The 17,759-nt window shown below is 63.7% G+C and carries 17 protein-coding genes; 7 read left to right on the top strand and 10 right to left on the bottom strand.

Going from position 1 to position 17,759, the window contains the following annotated elements:
• Window positions 1-67 precede the first annotated feature (67 nt).
• A complete protein-coding gene (locus SAZ10_RS08195; protein WP_318609118.1) occupies window positions 68-412 on the top strand; it encodes a winged helix-turn-helix domain-containing protein in 345 nt (114 codons plus the stop codon).
• A gap of 50 nt (window positions 413-462) precedes the next feature.
• Here the strand turns inward: SAZ10_RS08195 and SAZ10_RS08200 are convergent, their stop codons facing one another.
• The 5 genes from SAZ10_RS08200 to ispG all read right to left on the bottom strand — a co-directional run bounded on the left by SAZ10_RS08200 (window position 463) and on the right by ispG (window position 4,838).
• On the bottom strand, window positions 463-675 hold the full coding sequence (locus SAZ10_RS08200) for a hypothetical protein (RefSeq protein WP_318608715.1): 213 nt from the start codon (window positions 673-675) through the stop codon (window positions 463-465).
• Between the two features lie 345 nt (window positions 676-1,020).
• Window positions 1,021-2,208 carry a VWA domain-containing protein gene (locus SAZ10_RS08205; protein WP_318608716.1) on the bottom strand — a complete coding sequence of 396 codons (1,188 nt, stop codon included), beginning with the start codon at window positions 2,206-2,208 and terminating at the stop codon, window positions 1,021-1,023.
• Window positions 2,208-2,651, bottom strand: coding sequence for a GNAT family N-acetyltransferase (locus SAZ10_RS08210; RefSeq protein WP_318608717.1), 444 nt, complete (start codon window positions 2,649-2,651; stop codon window positions 2,208-2,210). Before SAZ10_RS08210 ends, SAZ10_RS08205 begins: the two co-directional genes overlap by 1 nt.
• A gap of 75 nt (window positions 2,652-2,726) precedes the next feature.
• Window positions 2,727-3,581, bottom strand: a complete 855-nt coding sequence (locus SAZ10_RS08215; protein ID WP_318608718.1) for a lytic transglycosylase domain-containing protein — start codon at window positions 3,579-3,581, stop codon at window positions 2,727-2,729.
• Window positions 3,582-3,584: 3 nt separating this feature from the next.
• Window positions 3,585-4,838, bottom strand: a complete 1,254-nt coding sequence (gene ispG / locus SAZ10_RS08220) for a flavodoxin-dependent (E)-4-hydroxy-3-methylbut-2-enyl-diphosphate synthase (protein WP_318608719.1) — start codon at window positions 4,836-4,838, stop codon at window positions 3,585-3,587.
• A 179-nt stretch (window positions 4,839-5,017) separates the two neighbouring features.
• Between ispG and SAZ10_RS08225 the strand changes: the two genes are divergently transcribed.
• Window positions 5,018-5,311, top strand: coding sequence for a DUF982 domain-containing protein (locus tag SAZ10_RS08225; protein WP_318608720.1), 294 nt, complete (start codon window positions 5,018-5,020; stop codon window positions 5,309-5,311).
• A 270-nt stretch (window positions 5,312-5,581) separates the two neighbouring features.
• Here SAZ10_RS08225 and SAZ10_RS08230 read toward each other — a convergent pair whose 3' ends face one another.
• From SAZ10_RS08230 to SAZ10_RS08240, 3 genes are all read right to left on the bottom strand, one after another.
• Window positions 5,582-6,019 (bottom strand): hypothetical protein, encoded by a 438-nt coding sequence (locus tag SAZ10_RS08230; protein WP_318608721.1) that lies wholly within the window; start codon window positions 6,017-6,019, stop codon window positions 5,582-5,584.
• A 114-nt stretch (window positions 6,020-6,133) separates the two neighbouring features.
• Window positions 6,134-7,762: an MFS transporter gene (locus SAZ10_RS08235; protein WP_412535180.1), complete on the bottom strand. Its 1,629-nt coding sequence runs from the start codon at window positions 7,760-7,762 to the stop codon at window positions 6,134-6,136.
• Between the two features lie 188 nt (window positions 7,763-7,950).
• Window positions 7,951-8,499: a cytochrome b gene (locus tag SAZ10_RS08240; RefSeq protein ID WP_318608722.1), complete on the bottom strand. Its 549-nt coding sequence runs from the start codon at window positions 8,497-8,499 to the stop codon at window positions 7,951-7,953.
• A gap of 213 nt (window positions 8,500-8,712) precedes the next feature.
• Here SAZ10_RS08240 and SAZ10_RS08245 point away from each other — a divergent pair, with 213 nt between their 5' ends.
• From SAZ10_RS08245 to SAZ10_RS08260, 4 genes are all read left to right on the top strand, one after another.
• Window positions 8,713-9,492: a 3-hydroxybutyrate dehydrogenase gene (locus SAZ10_RS08245; RefSeq protein ID WP_318608723.1), complete on the top strand. Its 780-nt coding sequence runs from the start codon at window positions 8,713-8,715 to the stop codon at window positions 9,490-9,492.
• Between the two features lie 475 nt (window positions 9,493-9,967).
• Entirely contained in the window at window positions 9,968-11,104 is a 1,137-nt protein-coding gene (locus tag SAZ10_RS08250; RefSeq protein WP_318608724.1) for an efflux RND transporter periplasmic adaptor subunit, read from the top strand.
• Window positions 11,105-11,106: 2 nt separating this feature from the next.
• Entirely contained in the window at window positions 11,107-14,280 is a 3,174-nt protein-coding gene (locus SAZ10_RS08255; RefSeq protein WP_318608725.1) for an efflux RND transporter permease subunit, read from the top strand.
• A 129-nt stretch (window positions 14,281-14,409) separates the two neighbouring features.
• Window positions 14,410-14,568 (top strand): DUF3309 domain-containing protein, encoded by a 159-nt coding sequence (locus SAZ10_RS08260; protein WP_318608726.1) that lies wholly within the window; start codon window positions 14,410-14,412, stop codon window positions 14,566-14,568.
• A gap of 50 nt (window positions 14,569-14,618) precedes the next feature.
• Here the strand turns inward: SAZ10_RS08260 and SAZ10_RS08265 are convergent, their stop codons facing one another.
• The gene (locus SAZ10_RS08265) at window positions 14,619-15,575 is read right to left on the bottom strand and encodes an NAD-dependent epimerase/dehydratase family protein (RefSeq protein WP_318608727.1); all 957 of its coding nucleotides are present in this window, start codon (window positions 15,573-15,575) and stop codon (window positions 14,619-14,621) included.
• Window positions 15,576-15,673: 98 nt separating this feature from the next.
• On the opposite strand from SAZ10_RS08265, the gene SAZ10_RS08270 reads away from it, so the two are divergent.
• Complete coding sequence (locus SAZ10_RS08270) at window positions 15,674-16,561, top strand: LysR family transcriptional regulator (protein WP_318608728.1); 888 nt, start codon at window positions 15,674-15,676, stop codon at window positions 16,559-16,561.
• Here SAZ10_RS08270 and SAZ10_RS08275 read toward each other — a convergent pair.
• Window positions 16,546-17,721: an MFS transporter gene (locus tag SAZ10_RS08275; protein ID WP_318608729.1), complete on the bottom strand. Its 1,176-nt coding sequence runs from the start codon at window positions 17,719-17,721 to the stop codon at window positions 16,546-16,548. The genes SAZ10_RS08270 and SAZ10_RS08275 overlap by 16 nt on opposite strands.
• Window positions 17,722-17,759: the final 38 nt, after the last annotated feature.

Consider the following 17,759-nt stretch of genomic DNA (forward strand, 5'->3'; position numbering starts at 1 on the left):
CATAAAAGGAGAAAAAGAGCGGCGTGGCGATTCAATTGGAACGCACGCCGCTCCAGGGGAGGAAGTCATCGTACCGTCGCTCAGTCTCAGGATCAATCTCGACCCGGAAGGCCGCATCGGCCCCGGCAAGATCGAGCTGCTCGAGCAGATCGCCGCCTTCGGTTCGATTTCGGCGGCGGCGCGGCGTATGGACATGTCCTATAAGCGCGCCTGGGACCTGGTCGAGGAAATGAACCGCATCTTCGGCAAACCGGTGGTCGCCGCCCAGACGGGCGGCAGGAAGGGCGGCGGCGCACAACTCACGCCGGTCGGCCTCGCCATCGTCAGCCGCTTCCGCGCAATCGAGCGTGCCGCTGCCACCGTTGCCGAGCCGCACATCAAGGCGCTGCAGTCCGAAATCGACGCCAGCTGAACGGCAGGGCTTTCGGGAAGATTACATGAGCGTGCGAGGCGCTCCAGCCCTCAAGCCGGCGGCGGACCAGCGCTCTCCATTGCCAGGAAATGCCATCGTCCCGGATTGTTCGGAAACGCGCCAGGCGCGTGTTCCTCACGGTTGCGAACTTCTTGAAGCAGGCGCCGGATATCTGCGCTGCGCACACCGTCACGCGCCATGACCGTCAGTATGATCGGTTCGCTGAGCAGTTCGTCGAGCGTCGGTTCATGCTGCTTCGTCATTGTTTCGCCTCCGTGTCGAGAACAGAGACGATGCTACCTGCAAAGCATGGCGGCCAGATGGCCATCAGGTGACAATGAGGCGACAGTTTTGTTTCCGCTCGGCAACACGAACTACGGAATCATTTGCCCATTTGCCGATTGTGACAAGTAAGTGCCGGGAATGCTTGCTTTTTCTCACAAACGTTTAGGGACAGTTTACCTATTTTGGCCAGTACGCACTCATTTTGGTCAGTAATACTGACCGAATAGGCACGCGATCCTCGGCACGACATCTGCCCGCCCTAGAGCATGATCCCCGAAAAGTTGCAGAGTTTTCGGATAAGATCATCCTGCAAAAACAAACATCTAGTGCCTTCGCGAGAGCTCCCTGGTGGCTTGCCCCAATCCCGCAAGCGTCAGCGGATACATGCGATCGCCGAAGATCTGGCGGATGGTGGCGATCGATTGCGTATAGCCCCACTCGCGCTGCGCGACCGGGTTGACCCATACCGCGTTCGGCCATTGAGTTAGCACCCGCCTCAGCCAGACCAGCCCCGGCTCAGCGTTCCAGTGCTCGACCGAGCCGCCGGACTGCACGATCTCGTATGGGCTCATCGATGCATCGCCGACGAAGATCACCTTGTAGTCGTGGCCATACTTATGGACGAGGTCGAAGGTCGCGATCCGTTCCGACTGGCGACGGCGGTTGTCCTTCCATACCGTCTCGTAAAGGCAATTGTGGAAGTAAAAATATTCGAGCTGTCGGAACTCGGTGCGGGCGGCAGAGAACAACTCCTCGACGACGCCGATATGGTCGTCCATCGAGCCGCCGACATCGAAGAACATCAGCAGCTTGACCGCGTTGCGCCGCTCCGGCCGCGTCTGGACGTCCAGATAGCCGTGCTCGGCGGTGGCATGGATCGTGCCGGGCAGGTCCAGCTCCTCCTCGACGCCCTCGCGCACCCAGCGGCGCAGCCGCTTCAGCGCCACCTTGATGTTGCGCGTGCCGAGCTCGACGGTGTCGTCGAAATTCCTGAACTCGCGCTTGTCCCAAACCTTCACGGCGCGGCGGTTGCGGCCCTCGTGCTGGCCGATTCGCACGCCTTCGGGATTGTAGCCGTAGGCCCCGAAGGGCGATGTACCTGCCGTGCCGATCCATTTCGAGCCGCCCTGGTGCCGGCCCTTCTGCTCTTCGAGCCGCTTCTTCAGCGTCTCCATGAGTTTTTCGAAGCCGCCGAGCGCCTCGATGAGCTTCTTCTCCTCCTCGCTCAGATGCTTCTCGGCGAGCCGGCGCAGCCAGTCCTCAGGCAGGTTGGCGATATCGGACGCTTCGCCCGACAGCGCCTCGACGCCTTTGAAGACGTGGCCGAAAACCTGGTCGAAGCGATCGATGTGCCGTTCGTCCTTCACCAGCGCGGAGCGCGCCAGATAATAGAAGCCCTCGACATCATAGGTGACGAGACCCGCCTCCATCCCTTGGAGCAGCGTCAGATATTCGCGCAGCGTGACCGGGACACGCGCGGCTTTCAGCTCGAGGAAGAAGGGAATGAACATCAAAGCAGATCATACTCGATGAAACCCGTCCGTCTTGCCACGCTATCATAGAGCTTGCGGGCGGTGGCGTTGGTCTCGTGGGTCATCCAGTAGACATTGGTGATGCCCAGTTTACCCGCCGCTTCTTGCACGGCCTTGATCAGCGCGCGCCCGACGCCTTTGCCGCGCGCGTCCGGATCGGCAAACAGATCCTGCAGGTAGCAGTTGTTGACCAGCGACCAGCAGGAGCGATGGTAGAGATAGTGAGTGAGCCCGACGGCTTTGCCGTCAAGGACTGCGATGAATCCCTTCGGCTCGAACTCGGCTTGCGCGAAGAGCCGCTTCCAGGTGGAAGCATAAACCTCCTCCGCGACCTTCGTCTTGTAGAATTCGAGATAGGCCGTCCACAGCCGCCGCCAGTCGGCATGATCGGACTGTTCCAGCGGGCGTATGGTCAAGCCCATGCTTTATCTCCATTAATCAGATGCGTTTGGTAAGCAGCTTAGCGACACAGCGGCGGGCGGGTTTGAGCCAGCGCCTCACCTGTTCCTGACCACGACGCAGGCGCCGCCAGCACTATGCAGCTTCTGGCAGATGGTATTGGCATTGGCGCGATCGTCGACGCCGACCCTGACGGCGTAGATCCCGGCACGGCCAAGGGGCGTTCGGACCCGGCTCACCACGGCCTCGTACTCGCCGAAGAGCTTGCCATAGCTCGCCTGGATCCTTTGCCACTGCCGCACCGCCGCGCTGCGTCGGAAATTGCCGGCCACCTGGATGCCCCATGGCTTCACATTGATGGTCGCCATGGCGATGGTCGTGGGTTCGAGCCTTGGCAGCCGGCGGCATGCATCGAAGAAACTGGTTTTCGGATCGAGCGGCTGGATGGTTCCCGCATGAGAAGCATCCGCAAAATTGTCCACCGGTTCGCCCATCACGTCCAGGACGTAGTTTTCGGTCTCGATCGGGAGGAATCCTCCGGAAGAAAGCCAGCGCGATACGCGGTTCTCGCCGGCATTGTAGGCCGCGGCCGCGAGGCCGAGATTGCCGTAGCTCGTTTTCAATTCGGCGAGGTAACGGGCCGAGGCAGGGATGGCCTGCTCGATGTCGAAGGAATTGGCGAGCCCTCGAAAAGCTGCCGTACCCGGCATGAACTGAGCGATGCCTTCTGCGCCGGCAGGGCTCACCGCGTTGGGATCGAAGCGGCTCTCCTTCCAGATCAGCCGGGCGAAGAAATCCGGCGGCAGCCTCTCGCGCGCGGCATTCGCTTCGATGAGCGAGCAGATGCGGCCTATGGTGACGGGCAGGCTTTTGCCGGGCGGATCGGCAAGTGCCGATCCGGCAAACAAGCTGACGCAAAGGAGTGCGAGCGCGGCAGCGGGAATGCCGCGCATTGGCTATTCCGCGGCGGCCCTGCCCGCCCCTCCGAACCGCTCCTTGATATAGTCGGCCACCAGCTTCTGGAATTCTTCGGCAATCGCCGGGCCGCGCAAGGTGACAGCCTTGCTGCCGTCGATGAAGACGGGCGCAGCCGGCGTCTCGCCGGTGCCCGGCAGCGAGATGCCGATATCGGCGTGCTTCGATTCGCCCGGCCCGTTCACGATGCAGCCCATCACCGCAACCTTGAGCGCCTCGACGCCTGGATATTGCTCGCGCCAGACAGGCATGTTCTTGCGAATGTCGGCCTGGATGGTCTCGGCAAGCTCCTGGAAAACGGTGGAAGTGGTGCGGCCGCAGCCCGGGCAGGCTGCGACGATCGGGACGAACTGCCGGAAGCCCATCGTCTGCAGCAGCTCCTGGGCGACCTGCACCTCACGGGTGCGGTCGCCGCCGGGCTCGGGCGTCAGCGAGATGCGGATGGTGTCGCCGATGCCCTGCTGGAGCAGGATGCCCATCGCGGCAGACGAGGCGACGATGCCCTTGGTGCCCATTCCGGCTTCGGTCAGGCCGAGATGGAGCGCATGGTTCGAGCGCTTCGCCAGTTCGGCATAGACGGCGACGAGGTCCTGCACCTGGCTGACCTTGGCCGACAGGATGATCTTGTCGCGGCCCAGGCCGATCTCCTCGGCGAGCTCGGCCGATATGAGGGCCGACTGGATGATCGCCTCGCGGGTCACGTCGACCGCCGTCAGCGGCGAGCCCTTGTTCTGGTTCTCGTCCATCAGCCGCGTCAGCAATTCCTGGTCGAGCGAGCCCCAGTTGACGCCGATGCGGACCGGCTTTCCGTAGCGGATGGCCGTCTCGACGATTGCGGCGAACTGCCTGTCCTTCTTTTCCCTGAAGCCGACATTGCCGGGGTTGATGCGATATTTGGCGAGCGCCTCCGCACAGGCCGGATGATCGGCCAGCAGCTTGTGTCCGATGTAATGGAAATCGCCGATCAGCGGCACGTTGATGCCGAGCCGGTCGAGCCGCTCCTTGATCTTCGGCACGGCCGCGGCGCTCTCGTCCCGGTCGACCGTGATTCGCACCAACTCAGAGCCGGCACGATGCAGCGCCGCCACCTGCGCGACGGTCGCGTCCACATCGGCCGTGTCGGTATTGGTCATCGATTGGACGACGATCGGCGCCGTGCCGCCGACGACGACACCGCCGACATCGACCGCGACCGATTCACGTCGCGGAAAGGGAGATGCGAAGTATCCGGCCATGCTGGGCCTCTTGCCGGGGAAATCCGGCATTGAGGTGGCGGAGAGGCGAGGAGATGTCAATGGCCGGGGTGACACAAGCTCGTTCATCATTCAACCGACGACGCAACCGGATGGCAGTTTGCGCGTTAGTAGATGCTCGTCGTCCGAGCTTCCCATCCGCCCATCCCTGGAGGTTCTACGTGAAAAGCAGGCTTTTCGACCAACCTGTCTCGATTTTTGTGGGGCTTGGCTTCCCCCGCGAGGTGCGCGGCGTAACGGATGCCTTCCAGGTGCTCACGGAATGGCCGCAGAGCGGACGAGATTCTTCTCATGACGAAGCGCTGGAGGCCTGCCGCGCCGCGCTTGCCGAAGCCGGCGATGCCAGGAGGGTGCGCGCCGCCTTCGAGAGCTTCGCGCGCGTCCACGACGTGCTCGCCCCCGAGGCACTTGCCGCGACCGCGCACAAGGCAGCCGAGGAATGGTTCGGGGCCTGATTTCTTGCCCCACCATCGGAAAAGCGTCGGAAACAAGCTTCCATCGCGGGCAATGTCTCAGCAAAGCGCGCACGGCTCGATGCAACGAATCTGGTGTTGAAGACGTCACGACCGGACTAGGCATCCGACCCGTCGTCAGATTGGGCCCCCGACGACGGGTCGAGAAACCGCTGTGTTAGGAGGGGATAATTTCCCAAGCAGCCGGCACAGCTCGAACATAGCCGCATTCCCTTCTGCTTCAATCAAAAACATTAGAGATAGTTAATATAGTTAAGGCTCATGTTCGTCCGCACCGACGGACTTCGCGACCCAGCCGGCGTAAGTAAGGTAGAGGCCGATCAGGACGAGGACGGCAAAGCCGGGCCGGATGAGAGATGTTGCGCCCGTGGAGGCGGCTGTGGCGCGCTGGTAAATCTGCGGGACAGCAAGCAGGATCAGCCCACGCAGCGCCAATACCCAGCCGAACAGCGATATGATGACAGCCGCAGCGCTCGACCAGTGTTGGTGGAACGCAATGATCAGCAATCCGCCGAACAGCAGAAGGGCGCCACCGAACCACACCAGCGCCGGGTTCTCGAAGAAGCCGGCCGCCAAAGCGCCCATGTCGGGCGCGCGCAGCACGATGATGCCGGGGACGATGACGAGCCAGGGACCGATGACGCGCGCAAAGGCGCGGGTGCGCTTCTGTGCTTCCGGCGTAGCTGGCATGGAGGCTCCCCGGGAACGGGCATGACCCGGGAGTCAGGTAGGGCCGCGTTTGACCATGTAAAGATTGTCGGATCTCCCGGCTTTAGCTGGACCGGCGGAGCCGATCGGCGGTCCTCACCCCAAATCCACCGGCGCCTTCGTCTGCAGGCCGGGCTCTTTCCAGTCGGTCGGGCGCACGACCATGCGGTGCACCTTGGGCGGCTCGTCGCCGCTGTGCAGCGCGTTGATTCGGTCGGTGACGCCGGCATCGGCCTGCGTGCGCCGCTGGTTGTGGCGGATGTAATCGTCCCAGGTCGGCACGTGATACGATTCCACCCACTGCGTCGGCTTCTCGGTATCGCGCAGCAGTTCCCATTGCTGCGCGCCGTCGCGGCGCCTGATACGACGCCGCTCGCTCATCGCCTTCAGAAAGGCCTGCGTGTCCTCTTCGCGAATCGTGTATTCGATGAGCACTGCGACCGGGCCGCTGCGGCCGCGCAGGTCGAGCGCGATGGTGGGCGTCTTGAAGCGGTTCAGCGGGTCGAGATTGTCCGGCAGCTTGGCAGGCAGCGGCAACTTCAGCCCGACCAGCGCTCCGCCGATCATCAATATGGCGGCCGCGAGCAGTGCGGTTGCCACGTCATATCGATCCGCGACCAAGCCCCAGATCCAGCTGCCCAGCGCCATGCCGCCGAAGGTGGCGGTCTGGTAGAGCGCCAGCGCCCGGCCGAGCACCCAGCGCGGGGTCGAAAGCTGTACGGTGACGTTGAACATTGCAAGAGCGAGCACCCAGCAGGCGCCGCCGATCATCGCCCCAACTCCGGTGACCCACGCATTCGGAGCGAGCGCAATAATCGTGGCACAGCCCGCGAAGCCGACAAAGGCAGCGCGCGCAACTGTTTCATTGGACAATGTCGAGCGTGCCCGGCCGCCGATGAAGGCGCCGCCGATCGCACCGATGCCGTAGCAGCCCAGCATCAGGCCGTAGAGCAGCGGGCCGCCGCCCGGAAGGTCACGCGCAGCGAGCGGCAGGAGCGCGAGCACGATAATGGCCGTGAAGCCGAAGATGAAACCGCGCAGCAGCACCTTTTCTATGTGCGGCGACATCGCGATATAGCGCAGGCCCGCCGTCATCGCCGCGCCCAGCCGTTCCGGCGGCAGCGTGCTCTGCTGCGCCGGCGGCGTCCAGGCGCGCAGCGCCAGGAAAAGCGGGATGTAGCTCACCGCATTGACGGCAAAGGCTGCGGCAGCTCCGGCCACGGCCACAATGATGCCCCCAATCGCTGGCCCGACGCTGCGCGTCAGGTTGAAATTGACGCTGTTCAGCGCCACGGCGGCAGGCAAAACCGAGCGCGGCACCATATCGCCGACCGAGGCTTGCCAGGAAGGATTGTTCAGCGCCGTGCCGCAACCGATGAGGAACGTGAAGCCGAGCAGAAGCCAGGGCGTGATCAGGCCGGCATAGGCCGAGATTGCAAGGGCAACGGAAACGGCGAGCATGAACACTTGCGCCGCAAGCATGACGCGGCGGCGCTCAAAATTATCGGCGATCGCGCCTGCGGCGAGCGACAGCAGCATGACGGGCAGGGAGGTCGAGGCCTGGACCAGCGCCACCATATCGGCGGAGCCCGTGATCGAGGTCATCAGCCAGGCGGCGCCGACGGACTGGATCAGGCTGCCGAGGTTCGAAGCGAGGCTCGCGAACCACACGACCTTGAATACGGGATGGCGCATGGGCGCGAGCGCCGACGCCTGCTCGTCCACCGAATCCTCCTCGGCTGTTGTCTTGCCGAAGTTGTAACGCCAGGAAAATGGAGGAGGAACCTTTTGCGTTCACAAATTGTGCTGGACCAAACGAAGTCGCGACTGATCCAAGGGTCAATTCCGCAAGCGAAGGTGCTGTTGGGCAGCGAAGACCGACTCGCTGGAGCCCGAGCTGCGACGCTTGATCGTCACCGGCCGGGTTCTCGGGCAAACTCTCTGGTCGCCTCCGCGCGTCTTCGTGCCGGCAGAATCATGCGGGCGAGCGTCCCGTCTCTCAGCCAGAATTGGTGGAAAAGGGCCGCTGCGGCGTGAACGCTGATCAGGATGATGAACACCGGCTTGGCCAGCGAATGAATGTCGCCGAACGGGTCGCCGAAATAATAGCCGAGGAGCCCGAGGATCGGCGTGGCGACCAGCAGCACATAGAACAGGCCGTGGGAAAAACGCGCGGCCTCTGCCAGCCAGGCTGGTCCGTTGGTCGCCACCGGCGCCGGCGCGCCGGACGAGAAACGGACGGCAATACGCACGGCAACGAGCGCCAGTATGACAAGGCCCACCCAGTAATGCAGCGTGCCAAGCGTCACATCGGCGGCGGAGACGGCACGCCCCCTCTTCGCGGCCCGCAGGACGTGGCCGATGCTGTCCCCGAACACCAGTTGAAACAGGACCAGGGCTGCGATGACCCAGTGCAGCAGGATCTGTGTCGGCGAGTAGCCCGTCTTTCCCGCAATCGGCATTTGAGAGTCTCCCGAGCTTGTTCAGGTTCCAGAGAACAGATTTCCGTCCCGCGGACTTGCCGTTCCTTTCAAGACCGGCGGCTGCCCGACATAGCTTAGAACCGTTCTAAAATGTAATTACATCTTCGTAAGTTTCGGAGTGCCATTTGGCGGTCGTAAGGCAGTGCGCTAGATCTGCTGCATCGCAACATGGCCGCTGAAGTGGAGCACCTCATGACAAGCCGCACCGCCATCGTCACCGGATCGACCTCCGGCATCGGTCTCGCCATTGCCAAGGCCTTCGCAGCAAGCGGCATGAATGTCGTCGTCAATTCCTTCTCCGACACGGCGCAGGACCACGCTATCGCCGAAACGATCGCTAATGAGCATTCGACGGAGGTGGCTTATTTGCAGGCCGACATGTCGAACGGCGTCGATTGCCGGGCTCTGGTTGCGAAGACGGCGGAAAAGTTCGGCTCGGTCGACATTCTGGTCAACAATGCCGGTATCCAGCATGTGGCGCCGGTTGAGGAATTTCCGCCGGAGAAATGGGATGCGATCATTGCAATCAATCTCTCCTCCGCCTTCCACACCACTGCGGCGGCGATTCCCCTGATGAAAAAGGCAGGCTGGGGCCGCGTCATCAACATCGCTTCCGCACACGGGCTGGTCGCCTCGCCCTTCAAGTCGGCCTATGTGTCGGCCAAGCACGGCATCGTGGGCTTCACCAAGACGGTGGCGCTGGAAGTGGCCACCGCAGGCATCACCTGCAACGCCATCTGCCCCGGCTATGTGCTCACCCCGCTGGTCGAGGCGCAGATACCCGACCAGATGAAGGCGCATGACATGGACCGCGAGACGGTGATCCGCGACGTCATGCTCGACAAGCAACCGACCAAGAAATTCGTCACCGTCGAACAGATCGCGGCGACGGCGACGTTCCTTGTCTCTGACGCCGCAGCGCAGATCAACGGCACGCATGTCTCGGTGGACGGCGGCTGGACGGCGGCGTGAGGACGAGGCCAACCGCGTTTCTTGGCGCCCATCGCGCCCCCCTCTGTCCTGCCGGACATCTCCCCCTCGAGGGGGAGATTGGCTGTCATTCGTGATTTCGCCAATCTCCAACGTTGGCGATTAGCGAAACCAAAGCGGCCGTCTAATCTCCCCCCTTGTGGGGGAGATGTCCGGCAGGACAGAGGGGGGCGCCGTAGGGCGTCACGCCTCTGTGAGTTTGGATGAGCGGTGTTGGGCGGCATCCGGCGGCCGCTACGCGACCTCCCCGGCAAGGCCGGACCCATTAACCAAGCAGATAATGTCCCATGAATTTTTGTGACTATATTGCGTTGCAACAATGCTATAGAAGGCGCGACTTGCTCACGCGCGCGTGTGCGACAGTTGAACACGGCTGTGCGCATGCCCACATTCCGGCAGCGCTGGGGATATTGATTTCAGGGGAACAAGCCGGCGCCCCACACTGGACAAACCGATCATGCCTAAAGTGAGGTATACCAAGCTTGCGGCACTTTGTGTGCTTGCAGGTTTCGCTGCCTGGATGGGAACCGGGAAGTTCTCCTCCGTTGGAAGCGCAGCGACGGAGAACGTCGAGAAGCCGACTGAGGTCGAGCAGCCGAAGGCGCCTGCCCGGGCTGTCGGCGTGGTGAAGGCACCGCACGTCCAGCATGCCCGTGCGATCCGCATTTCCGGTCAGACCGATGCAGACAAGCGCGCGACACTTGCGATCCGCGTCATGGGTGTGATCAAGGAGCTGCCCGTCAAGCAGGGCGACCACGTCAACAAGGGCGACCTCGTCATGCGGCTCGACGCCGAGGACAAGGAGGCCGCCGTCGATATGGCCAAGGCCCTTGTCGACCAGCGGCAGGCCGAAGCCGATGCGGCGGAGCGCCTGTTGAAGAGCGGCAACACACCGAAGCTGCAGTTCGACCAGGCGCGCTCGGCGCTCGCCGCCGCCAAGGCACAGCTCGAGACCGCTGGCGCCGAGCTGGCCCGAAACGAGATCTACGCGCCATTCAACGGCGTCATCGACCGCGTGCCGGTCGAACGCGGCAGCACCATCATGGCGGGCACCACAGTGGCGACGCTCATAAATCTCGACCCGCTGCTCGCGGTCGGCGAGGTGAGCGAGCGCGACCTGCCATATCTGAAGCTCGGCAGTGAGGCCGACATCCGGCTGATCAACGGCCAGACGGTGAAAGGCACGCTGCGCTACATCAGCCGCGACGCCTCGACCGCGACCCGGACCTTCCGCATCGAGGTCGCCATCCCCAACGAGGAAAAGAATCTGCCGGCCGGCATGACCGCCGAGATCACACTCTGGTCCGAACCGACGAACGCCGTCGTCCTGCCGCGTTCGGTCGTGACGCTGAGCAACGCGGGCGATCTCGGCATCCGCTATGTCGACAAGGACAACAAGGTCGCGTTCCAGCCCATCGACATCATCGACGACACCCCTGACGGGCTGGTGCTCGGCGGCATCCCTGACGATGCGCGCATCATCATCGCCGGCCAGGAGCTGGTGACCGATGGGGATACGGTCAATCCGGCCGAAGCCGACGCTGAGACGATCAAGAAGCTGATGGCAGGCGGCGCGAGCGGCGGGACGCAGTAATCATGGATATCGTCAAGCTCGCGATCAGGAACGCGCGCCTCACAATCTCTGTCCTGCTCTTCCTCCTCCTTGCAGGCGCCATCGCCTATCAGTCGACCCCGAAGGAAGCGGAGCCGGACGTTCCGATTCCGATCATGTATGTGGGGCTGACTTATCAGGGCATTTCGCCCGAGGACTCGGAGAGGCTCCTGCTGAGGCCCGTCGAGACCAAGCTCAAGAACCTCAAAGGCCTCAAGGAAATGAAATCCGCGGCCTTCCAGGGCGGCGGCTATGTGCTGGTCGAGTTCCAGCCCTCCGTCAATCTGGCGACGGCGCTGCAGGACACCCGCAGCAAGGTGCAGGACGCCAAGGCCGACCTGCCGCAGGCGGCCGATGAGCCGACGGTAAACGAGGTCAATGTCTCGGAATTCCCGGTGCTGGTCGTCACCCTTTCCGGCAACGTGCCGGAGCGCGTGCTGACGGCCGCCGCCCGCGACCTGCGCGACCGTATCGAGGAGGTGCCAGGCGTGCTGGAAGGCACGTTGCAGGGCGCCCGCGACGACCTCGTCGAGGTCGTCATCGATCCGGTGAAGCTGTCCTCCTACGGGCTCCGGCTCGACCAGCTGATGCAAGGCGTCGCAGTGTCCAACAGCCTCGTCGCGGCCGGCAACATCGAAGGCTCGCAAGGCAAATACGCCGTCAAAGTGCCCTCCCTGATCGAGACGCCTGAGGATATCGCCAATCTGCCGGTCGTTGCGACACCGACTGCCGTGGTCCAGGCGAAGGACGTGGCGACAGTGCGCTCGACCTTCAAGGACGCCGAGACGATCACCCGCCTCAACGGCAAGCCGGCCATCGCCATCGAGGTGAAGAAGCGCATCGGCGCCAACCTGATCGACACGCTCGGCAAGGTGAAGGCGGTGGCCGACGCCTATACCAAGACGCTGCCTGAAGGCATGAACGTCACTTACACGCAGGACAAATCCGTCTTCGTGAACCAGCTTCTCAGCGATCTGCAGAACCATGTTCTGATCGCCGTGATCCTGGTCTTCATCGTCATCCTTTATGTGCTGTCCGGCCGCGCCTCGTTGCTGATCGGGCTTGCCATCCCCTCGTCCTTCCTGATCGGCATATTGCTGCTCGCCTCGATGGGCTTCACGATCAACATGATCGTGCTGTTCAGCCTGATCCTGGCTGTCGGCATGCTGGTCGACGACGCCATCATCGTCACCGAGTTCGCCGAGCGCCGCATGACGGAGGGCATGCCGAAGGACGAAGCCTTCGCGCTCGCCGCCAAACGCATGGCGGGCCCCGTCATCGCCGCGACCATGACGCGCATCGCCGCCTTCTCACCGCTGCTGTTCTGGCCGGGCGTCATCGGCGACTTCATGAAGTACCTGCCGATCACGCTGATCGTGACGCTGGCAGCCTCCATGCTCTACGCCTTGGTGTTCACGCCGACGCTGGGGGCTCTCTTCGCCAAGGCACCGCTCCACCATGAGGAGGAAACCCGCGACGGCTGGTATATGGCGATCGTCAAACAGGCGATCCGCTTCCCGAAAACCGTTTGCATTCTCACCGTGATGCTGCTCGCCGGCGTGTTCGTCGCCTATGGCAAATGGGGCTCGGGCGTCGAGTTCTTCCCGAGTGTCGAGCCGGACTACGGTCTCCTCTACGTGCACGCCCGTGGCAACCTGTCGCTCGCCGAAATGGATGCGGCGACGAAGGAGGCCGAGAATAGGCTGCTCGGCTGGCCGGGCGTCAAGTCGGTCTATACCCGTGCCGGCAAGACCCAGGGTGGCGGCCAGGATGTCCCCGAAGACGTGGTGGGCGTGATCCAGTACGAGTTCATCGACTGGCGCGAGCGCAAGCCGGCCAACGAGATCCTCGACGATCTGCGCAAGGTCATGGCCGGCATACCGGGCGTCGACGTGGAGGTGCGCGTGCCGGAAGCCGGCCCGCCAACCGGCAAAGCGATCCAGGTCAGGCTTTCCGCCCCCGATCCGCAGGGCCTCGACAAAAAGGCGAAGGCCGTCGCTGCGCGCATTGCGCAGATTCCCGGCGTCATCGACATTTCGGACGGCCTGCCGCCGCCCGGCGTCGACTGGGCGATCCAGGTCGATCGCGCCAAGGCGGCGCAGTACGGCGTCAACCCGACCTCGGTCGGCACAGCGGTCCAGCTCGTCACCAACGGGCTGAAGCTCAGCGAATACCGGCCGGCGGGCGTCGACGATGCCGTCGACATCAGGCTGCGCCTGCCCGAAGACCGGCGCACGCTCTCCACGCTCGACCAGTTGCGGCTGCAGACCCAGCAGGGCTCGGTGCCCATCTCCAATTTCGTCCAGCGCAAGGCTGAGCCGACCGTCGGCATCCTCAACCGCATCGACGGCATGCGCACCATCGTTGTCCAGGCGAACGTCGCCGCCGGCATGCAGGTTTCGGCCGTGCAGCAGCAGGTCAGCCAGGCGATCGGCGAAATGGATCTTGGCAGCGGGACGCGCTGGAAGCTCGCTGGATCCAATGAGGATAGTGCCGAGGCAAGCGCCTTCCTGAGCAAGGCGTTCGGCGCGGCGATCTTCCTGATCTTCCTGGTGCTGCTCGCGCAGTTCAACAAGTTCACCAGCGTCTGGCTCGTGCTCTCTTGCGTGGTGATGGCGACAGGCGGCGTGTTCCTTGGCATGCTGCTGACCGGTGGTGTGTTCGGCATCGTCATGTCCGGCATCGGCGTCATCGCGCTCGCCGGCGTGGTGGTGAACAACAACATCGTGTTGATCGACACCTATGACCGGCTACGCGAGGAAGGCTGGAGCAAGGTCGATGCGGTGCTGCAGACCTGCCGCGAGCGTGCTCGGCCCGTCGTGCTGACGGCGCTCTCCGCAGTGCTCGGCGTGCTGCCCATCGCCTTCGGGCTCGGCCTCGAGATCTTCCATCGCGAGACCACGATCAACGCGCCCTCGACGCAATGGTGGATATCGCTATCCTCGGCCATCGTGTTCGGCCTGTCCTTCGCGACCGTGCTCACCCTGGTTGTGACGCCGTCCATGCTGATGGTGTTCACGCGCGAGAAGCGCAAGCGGCCCCGGCGCAACTGGTTCGCGGTGCTCTTCCGGCGCGGCAAGCGCATCGAGGAGCCCGCGGGCAAGTCTCGAGCGCCGGAAATCGTGCCGGCAATCCCCTTCCCGAAGGCCGCCGAATAGGCCATCGGCAAGGGAACGCCGGCACGGAGCCCATATTCGATTCTGGCGAATTTCAGAATCGGGCACTGGAGGAACTTAGATGCAGGTCTCGCATTGACCTGCATCCGGGACTTTTGCCGCGAGGCCTCCATGACCCTTACGACAATCCTGCTCATCATCCTGATCTTGATTCTGGTCGGCGCTATCCCGTCCTGGCCCTACTCCCGCGGTTGGGGCTACGGTCCTTCGGGCATTCTCGGCCTGCTCGTGATCATCATGTTGATCCTGATGCTCACCAACAGGATCTGAGCCCAACAGCGACTGGCGTGGCCGACCGGCCCGAACCAGCGGATTGTCTCTCAGGCGGCAACTCTGGCATGTGTCTGCGACCAGCCGAGATCGGCGAGCGCGCCCGCGACAGCTTGCGGCAGCGCCGTGTGCGGAAGCGGGCCAACCACGCTTTCCAACCGCCCCGCCGCCAGCCGATGCTCCTCGAAGCGTAGATACGACATCGACACGATCGCCTTCCACATCGGCATGAATGGGCTGCCGAGGCGCAGCACCCACCAAGGCATCGAGACCAGCTTCAGGCTGCGGCCAAGCACCTCTTCGGTCGCTGCCTTGAGTTGGAGATCGGTGACCGGATGGCCGGCAAAGTTGAAATCCTCGTAGCTGCCGAGCGCGTCGCGCCTGCCTGCAAGGGCGACGAAGGCCGCCGCGTAGTCCGGCAGGTAGGTCCATTCATGCACCAGATCGACCTCGCCGGGTGCCGTATAGATGCCCTTGTCGAGCTTGCTCGCGACCACGAGATCGAACCATGAGCCGGTGCCCTTGCCGCCGAAGAAGTCGCCGGCCCTGACGATAGAAGTGCGGACCCGGCCCGTCTCCGCTTCGCTCCGGAACAGCGCTTCCATTGCGACACGGATGCGACCCTTCTCGGTGGTGGGCCGCTGCGGCATGCCCTCGGTCAGGACCGGCGGCATCGGCGAGCCGAAATTGTAGACCGTGCCGGGGAAGAGATGCAGCGCGCCATTGGCGCGACACGCCGCCATGACGTTCTCGGCCATGGGCAGGCAGCTGCTCCAGTCCGAATAGATCGGGTTCAACCCGTTGAAGACGATGTCTGCGCCCTTCGTCGCCGCGACGAGCGAAGCCTGATCCAGGGCGTCCGCGGCGATGCCAGTCGCTCCGGTGAGCTCGGCCGGCAGCCTGCCGTCGCGTGTGACGGCGCGCACCTTGTAGCGGGCATCGAGGAAGGCCTTGGCGACCGTGCGGCCGAGCCGGCCCCTGGCGCCCAGAACTGCAATCGTGCTCATCTCGGTTTTCTCCTTTAGTTTTGGATGACCGAGATATGCGACATTCGAAACCGAGTGATAATTGACTGATTTCGATGGCTTGATATTCAATATTGAATATGGCCGAGCTGGACTGGAACCTCATCAAGAGCTTCGTCACGGTTGCCCAGACCGGCAGCCTGTCGGCGGCGGCCCGCACGCTGTCTTCCAGCCAGCCTACGATCGGCCGCCACATCGCCGAGCTGGAGAAGGCACTGGACGTCACCCTCTTCCGCCGTGGCCGCGGCGGCTATGTGCTTACCGATGCGGGAACCGCGCTTTATGAGCGCGGCAAGGCGGTAAGCGACCAGGCTGCCGCCTTTTCGCGGTTGGCGCTCGGCGCCGTAGAGGCGATCGAAGGATCGGTCCGGGTCGCGGCGAGCGAGGTCGTCGCGGCCTGTGTGCTGCCGGCAATGCTGGCGAGATTGGCCGAGGAGGAACCCGGCATTCAGGTCGAGGTGGTCGCCTCGAACCGGGTCGAGAACCTGCTCAGCCGTGACGCCGACATAGCGATCCGCATGGTCGAGCCGATGCAGAACGAGCTCGTCGCGCGCAAGGTCACCGACATTCCGCTCGTCGCCTGCGCAGCGCGCGCCTATCTCGATCGGCGCGGCCGGCCGACACGGCTCGAACAGCTGCGCGACCACGATTTGGTCGGCTTCGACCGCGGCGAGGAGCTCATCCACGGCCTCGCGGAGCTCGGCCTGCCGCTGGCCCGCGACGCCTTTCGCCTGCGCAGCGACAACCAGATCTTCTGCTGGGAGGCCGTTCGGGCAGGCAATGGGATCAGCGTTGCTCAGCTGCCGCTTGTGCGAGGCGATCCCACAATGGAGATCATCTTGCCTGACCTGAAGCTACCGTCGCTGCCGGTGTGGCTCGCCATGCATGCCGATGTGCGCACCAGCCTGCGCATACGTCGCCTGGCCGACTTCCTGTACACCGAACTAAGACGCTACTCCGCCGGCTGAGCCGTGAAATCCGCCGTGCGCGCGAGCGAGCCCATCAGGCAGACCACGACGAGCAGGGCCGACAGGGCGATGAAGACGGGGCCAAAGCCGGTGTGCTCGGCCGTGAAGCCGATTCCCGACGGCGCCATCAGGATGCCGGAATAACCCATGGTCGTGACGATGGCCATACCGGTGCCGGAGGCCATGCCCGGCTGGTTGCCGCCTGCCGAGAAGGCGATCGGCACCATGTTGGCGATTCCGAAGCCGCAGAAGGCGAAAGCCGCGATCGCCAGCCATGGCCACGGTGAAAGGCCGGCCACGCACATGCCAGCCGCAGCGATCAGGCTCGAGACACGCAAGGTCGTCACCGCACCGTAGCGGTTGCGCACGCGGTCGCCGAGGAAGCGCATCATCGCCATGGTGGCGGCAAAACCTGCGTAGGCGAAGCCGGCGGTCGCAAGGTCGGCGCCGAGCTCCTGGCGCAGGTAGAGCGCCCCCCAGTCAAGCACGGCGCCTTCGGGAATCATGGAAAAGAGCGCCAGCAGTCCGACCAGATAGACCGTCGGCGTGCGCGGCAGCGCAAATTTGGCGTGCTCGTGATGAACCGGCCGCTCCTCGCTCACCAGCCGTGGAATCGCAACCGCGACGGCGGCAAGCGCAATCACCGTGACGATGACGGCATGTGGAAGATAGCCGTAGCTCTGGATGAAGATGCCGCCAAGGGCGCCGCCTGCGAAGCCGCCGAGGCTCCAGAAACCATGCGAGGACGACATCACGGCTCGCCCGAGCTTCTGCTCGACCACCACGGCATTGGCGTTCATGGCGACGTCCATGCTGCCGGCCAGCGCCCCGAAGGCATAGAGCGCGACGGCCGCGATCCAGACATTGGGCGAGAGCGCGACGGCGAGCAGCCCGAAACTCGCCAGCAAGGCGAACACCGTCAGTACCTTGCGCGTGCCGTGCTTCGACATCAAATAGCCGCTCCAAGGCATCGCCGACAATGCGCCGAGCCCGAAGCACAGGATCAGCAGGCCGAGCGTGAACTCGGTGATCTCGAGGCGCGTGAGCACCAGCGGAATCTGCGGTGCCCAGCTGCCGGTCAGAAAGCCGTTGACGAGAAACATCGCCGCCACGGCCCAGCGGCCGCGAGCAGCGGTGACAGTCGAATTGGTGGCGTCCATGGCGAACCCGCTGTTTCGGTCCGCAGGGAATTGAATCG

The sequence above is a fragment of the Mesorhizobium sp. BAC0120 genome, from assembly GCF_033542235.1.
Classification (GTDB): domain Bacteria; phylum Pseudomonadota; class Alphaproteobacteria; order Rhizobiales; family Rhizobiaceae; genus JAWRCU01.

Bases quoted from the DNA above. Each gene is read 5' to 3' on its own strand.
- SAZ10_RS08200 (WP_318608715.1), bottom strand. From the start codon at position 675: ATGACGAAGCAGCATGAACCGACGCTCGACGAACTGCTCAGCGAACCG.
- SAZ10_RS08205 (WP_318608716.1), bottom strand. From the start codon at position 2,208: ATGTTCATTCCCTTCTTCCTCGAGCTGAAAGCCGCGCGTGTCCCGGTC.
- SAZ10_RS08210 (WP_318608717.1), bottom strand. From the start codon at position 2,651: ATGGGCTTGACCATACGCCCGCTGGAACAGTCCGATCATGCCGACTGG.
- SAZ10_RS08215 (WP_318608718.1), bottom strand. From the start codon at position 3,581: ATGCGCGGCATTCCCGCTGCCGCGCTCGCACTCCTTTGCGTCAGCTTG.
- ispG (WP_318608719.1), bottom strand. From the start codon at position 4,838: ATGGCCGGATACTTCGCATCTCCCTTTCCGCGACGTGAATCGGTCGCG.
- SAZ10_RS08230 (WP_318608721.1), bottom strand. From the start codon at position 6,019: ATGCCAGCTACGCCGGAAGCACAGAAGCGCACCCGCGCCTTTGCGCGC.
- SAZ10_RS08240 (WP_318608722.1), bottom strand. From the start codon at position 8,499: ATGCCGATTGCGGGAAAGACGGGCTACTCGCCGACACAGATCCTGCTG.
- SAZ10_RS08245 (WP_318608723.1), top strand. From the start codon at position 8,713: ATGACAAGCCGCACCGCCATCGTCACCGGATCGACCTCCGGCATCGGT.
- SAZ10_RS08250 (WP_318608724.1), top strand. From the start codon at position 9,968: ATGCCTAAAGTGAGGTATACCAAGCTTGCGGCACTTTGTGTGCTTGCA.
- SAZ10_RS08255 (WP_318608725.1), top strand. From the start codon at position 11,107: ATGGATATCGTCAAGCTCGCGATCAGGAACGCGCGCCTCACAATCTCT.
- SAZ10_RS08260 (WP_318608726.1), top strand. From the start codon at position 14,410: ATGACCCTTACGACAATCCTGCTCATCATCCTGATCTTGATTCTGGTC.
- SAZ10_RS08265 (WP_318608727.1), bottom strand. From the start codon at position 15,575: ATGAGCACGATTGCAGTTCTGGGCGCCAGGGGCCGGCTCGGCCGCACG.
- SAZ10_RS08270 (WP_318608728.1), top strand. From the start codon at position 15,674: ATGGCCGAGCTGGACTGGAACCTCATCAAGAGCTTCGTCACGGTTGCC.
- SAZ10_RS08275 (WP_318608729.1), bottom strand. From the start codon at position 17,721: ATGGACGCCACCAATTCGACTGTCACCGCTGCTCGCGGCCGCTGGGCC.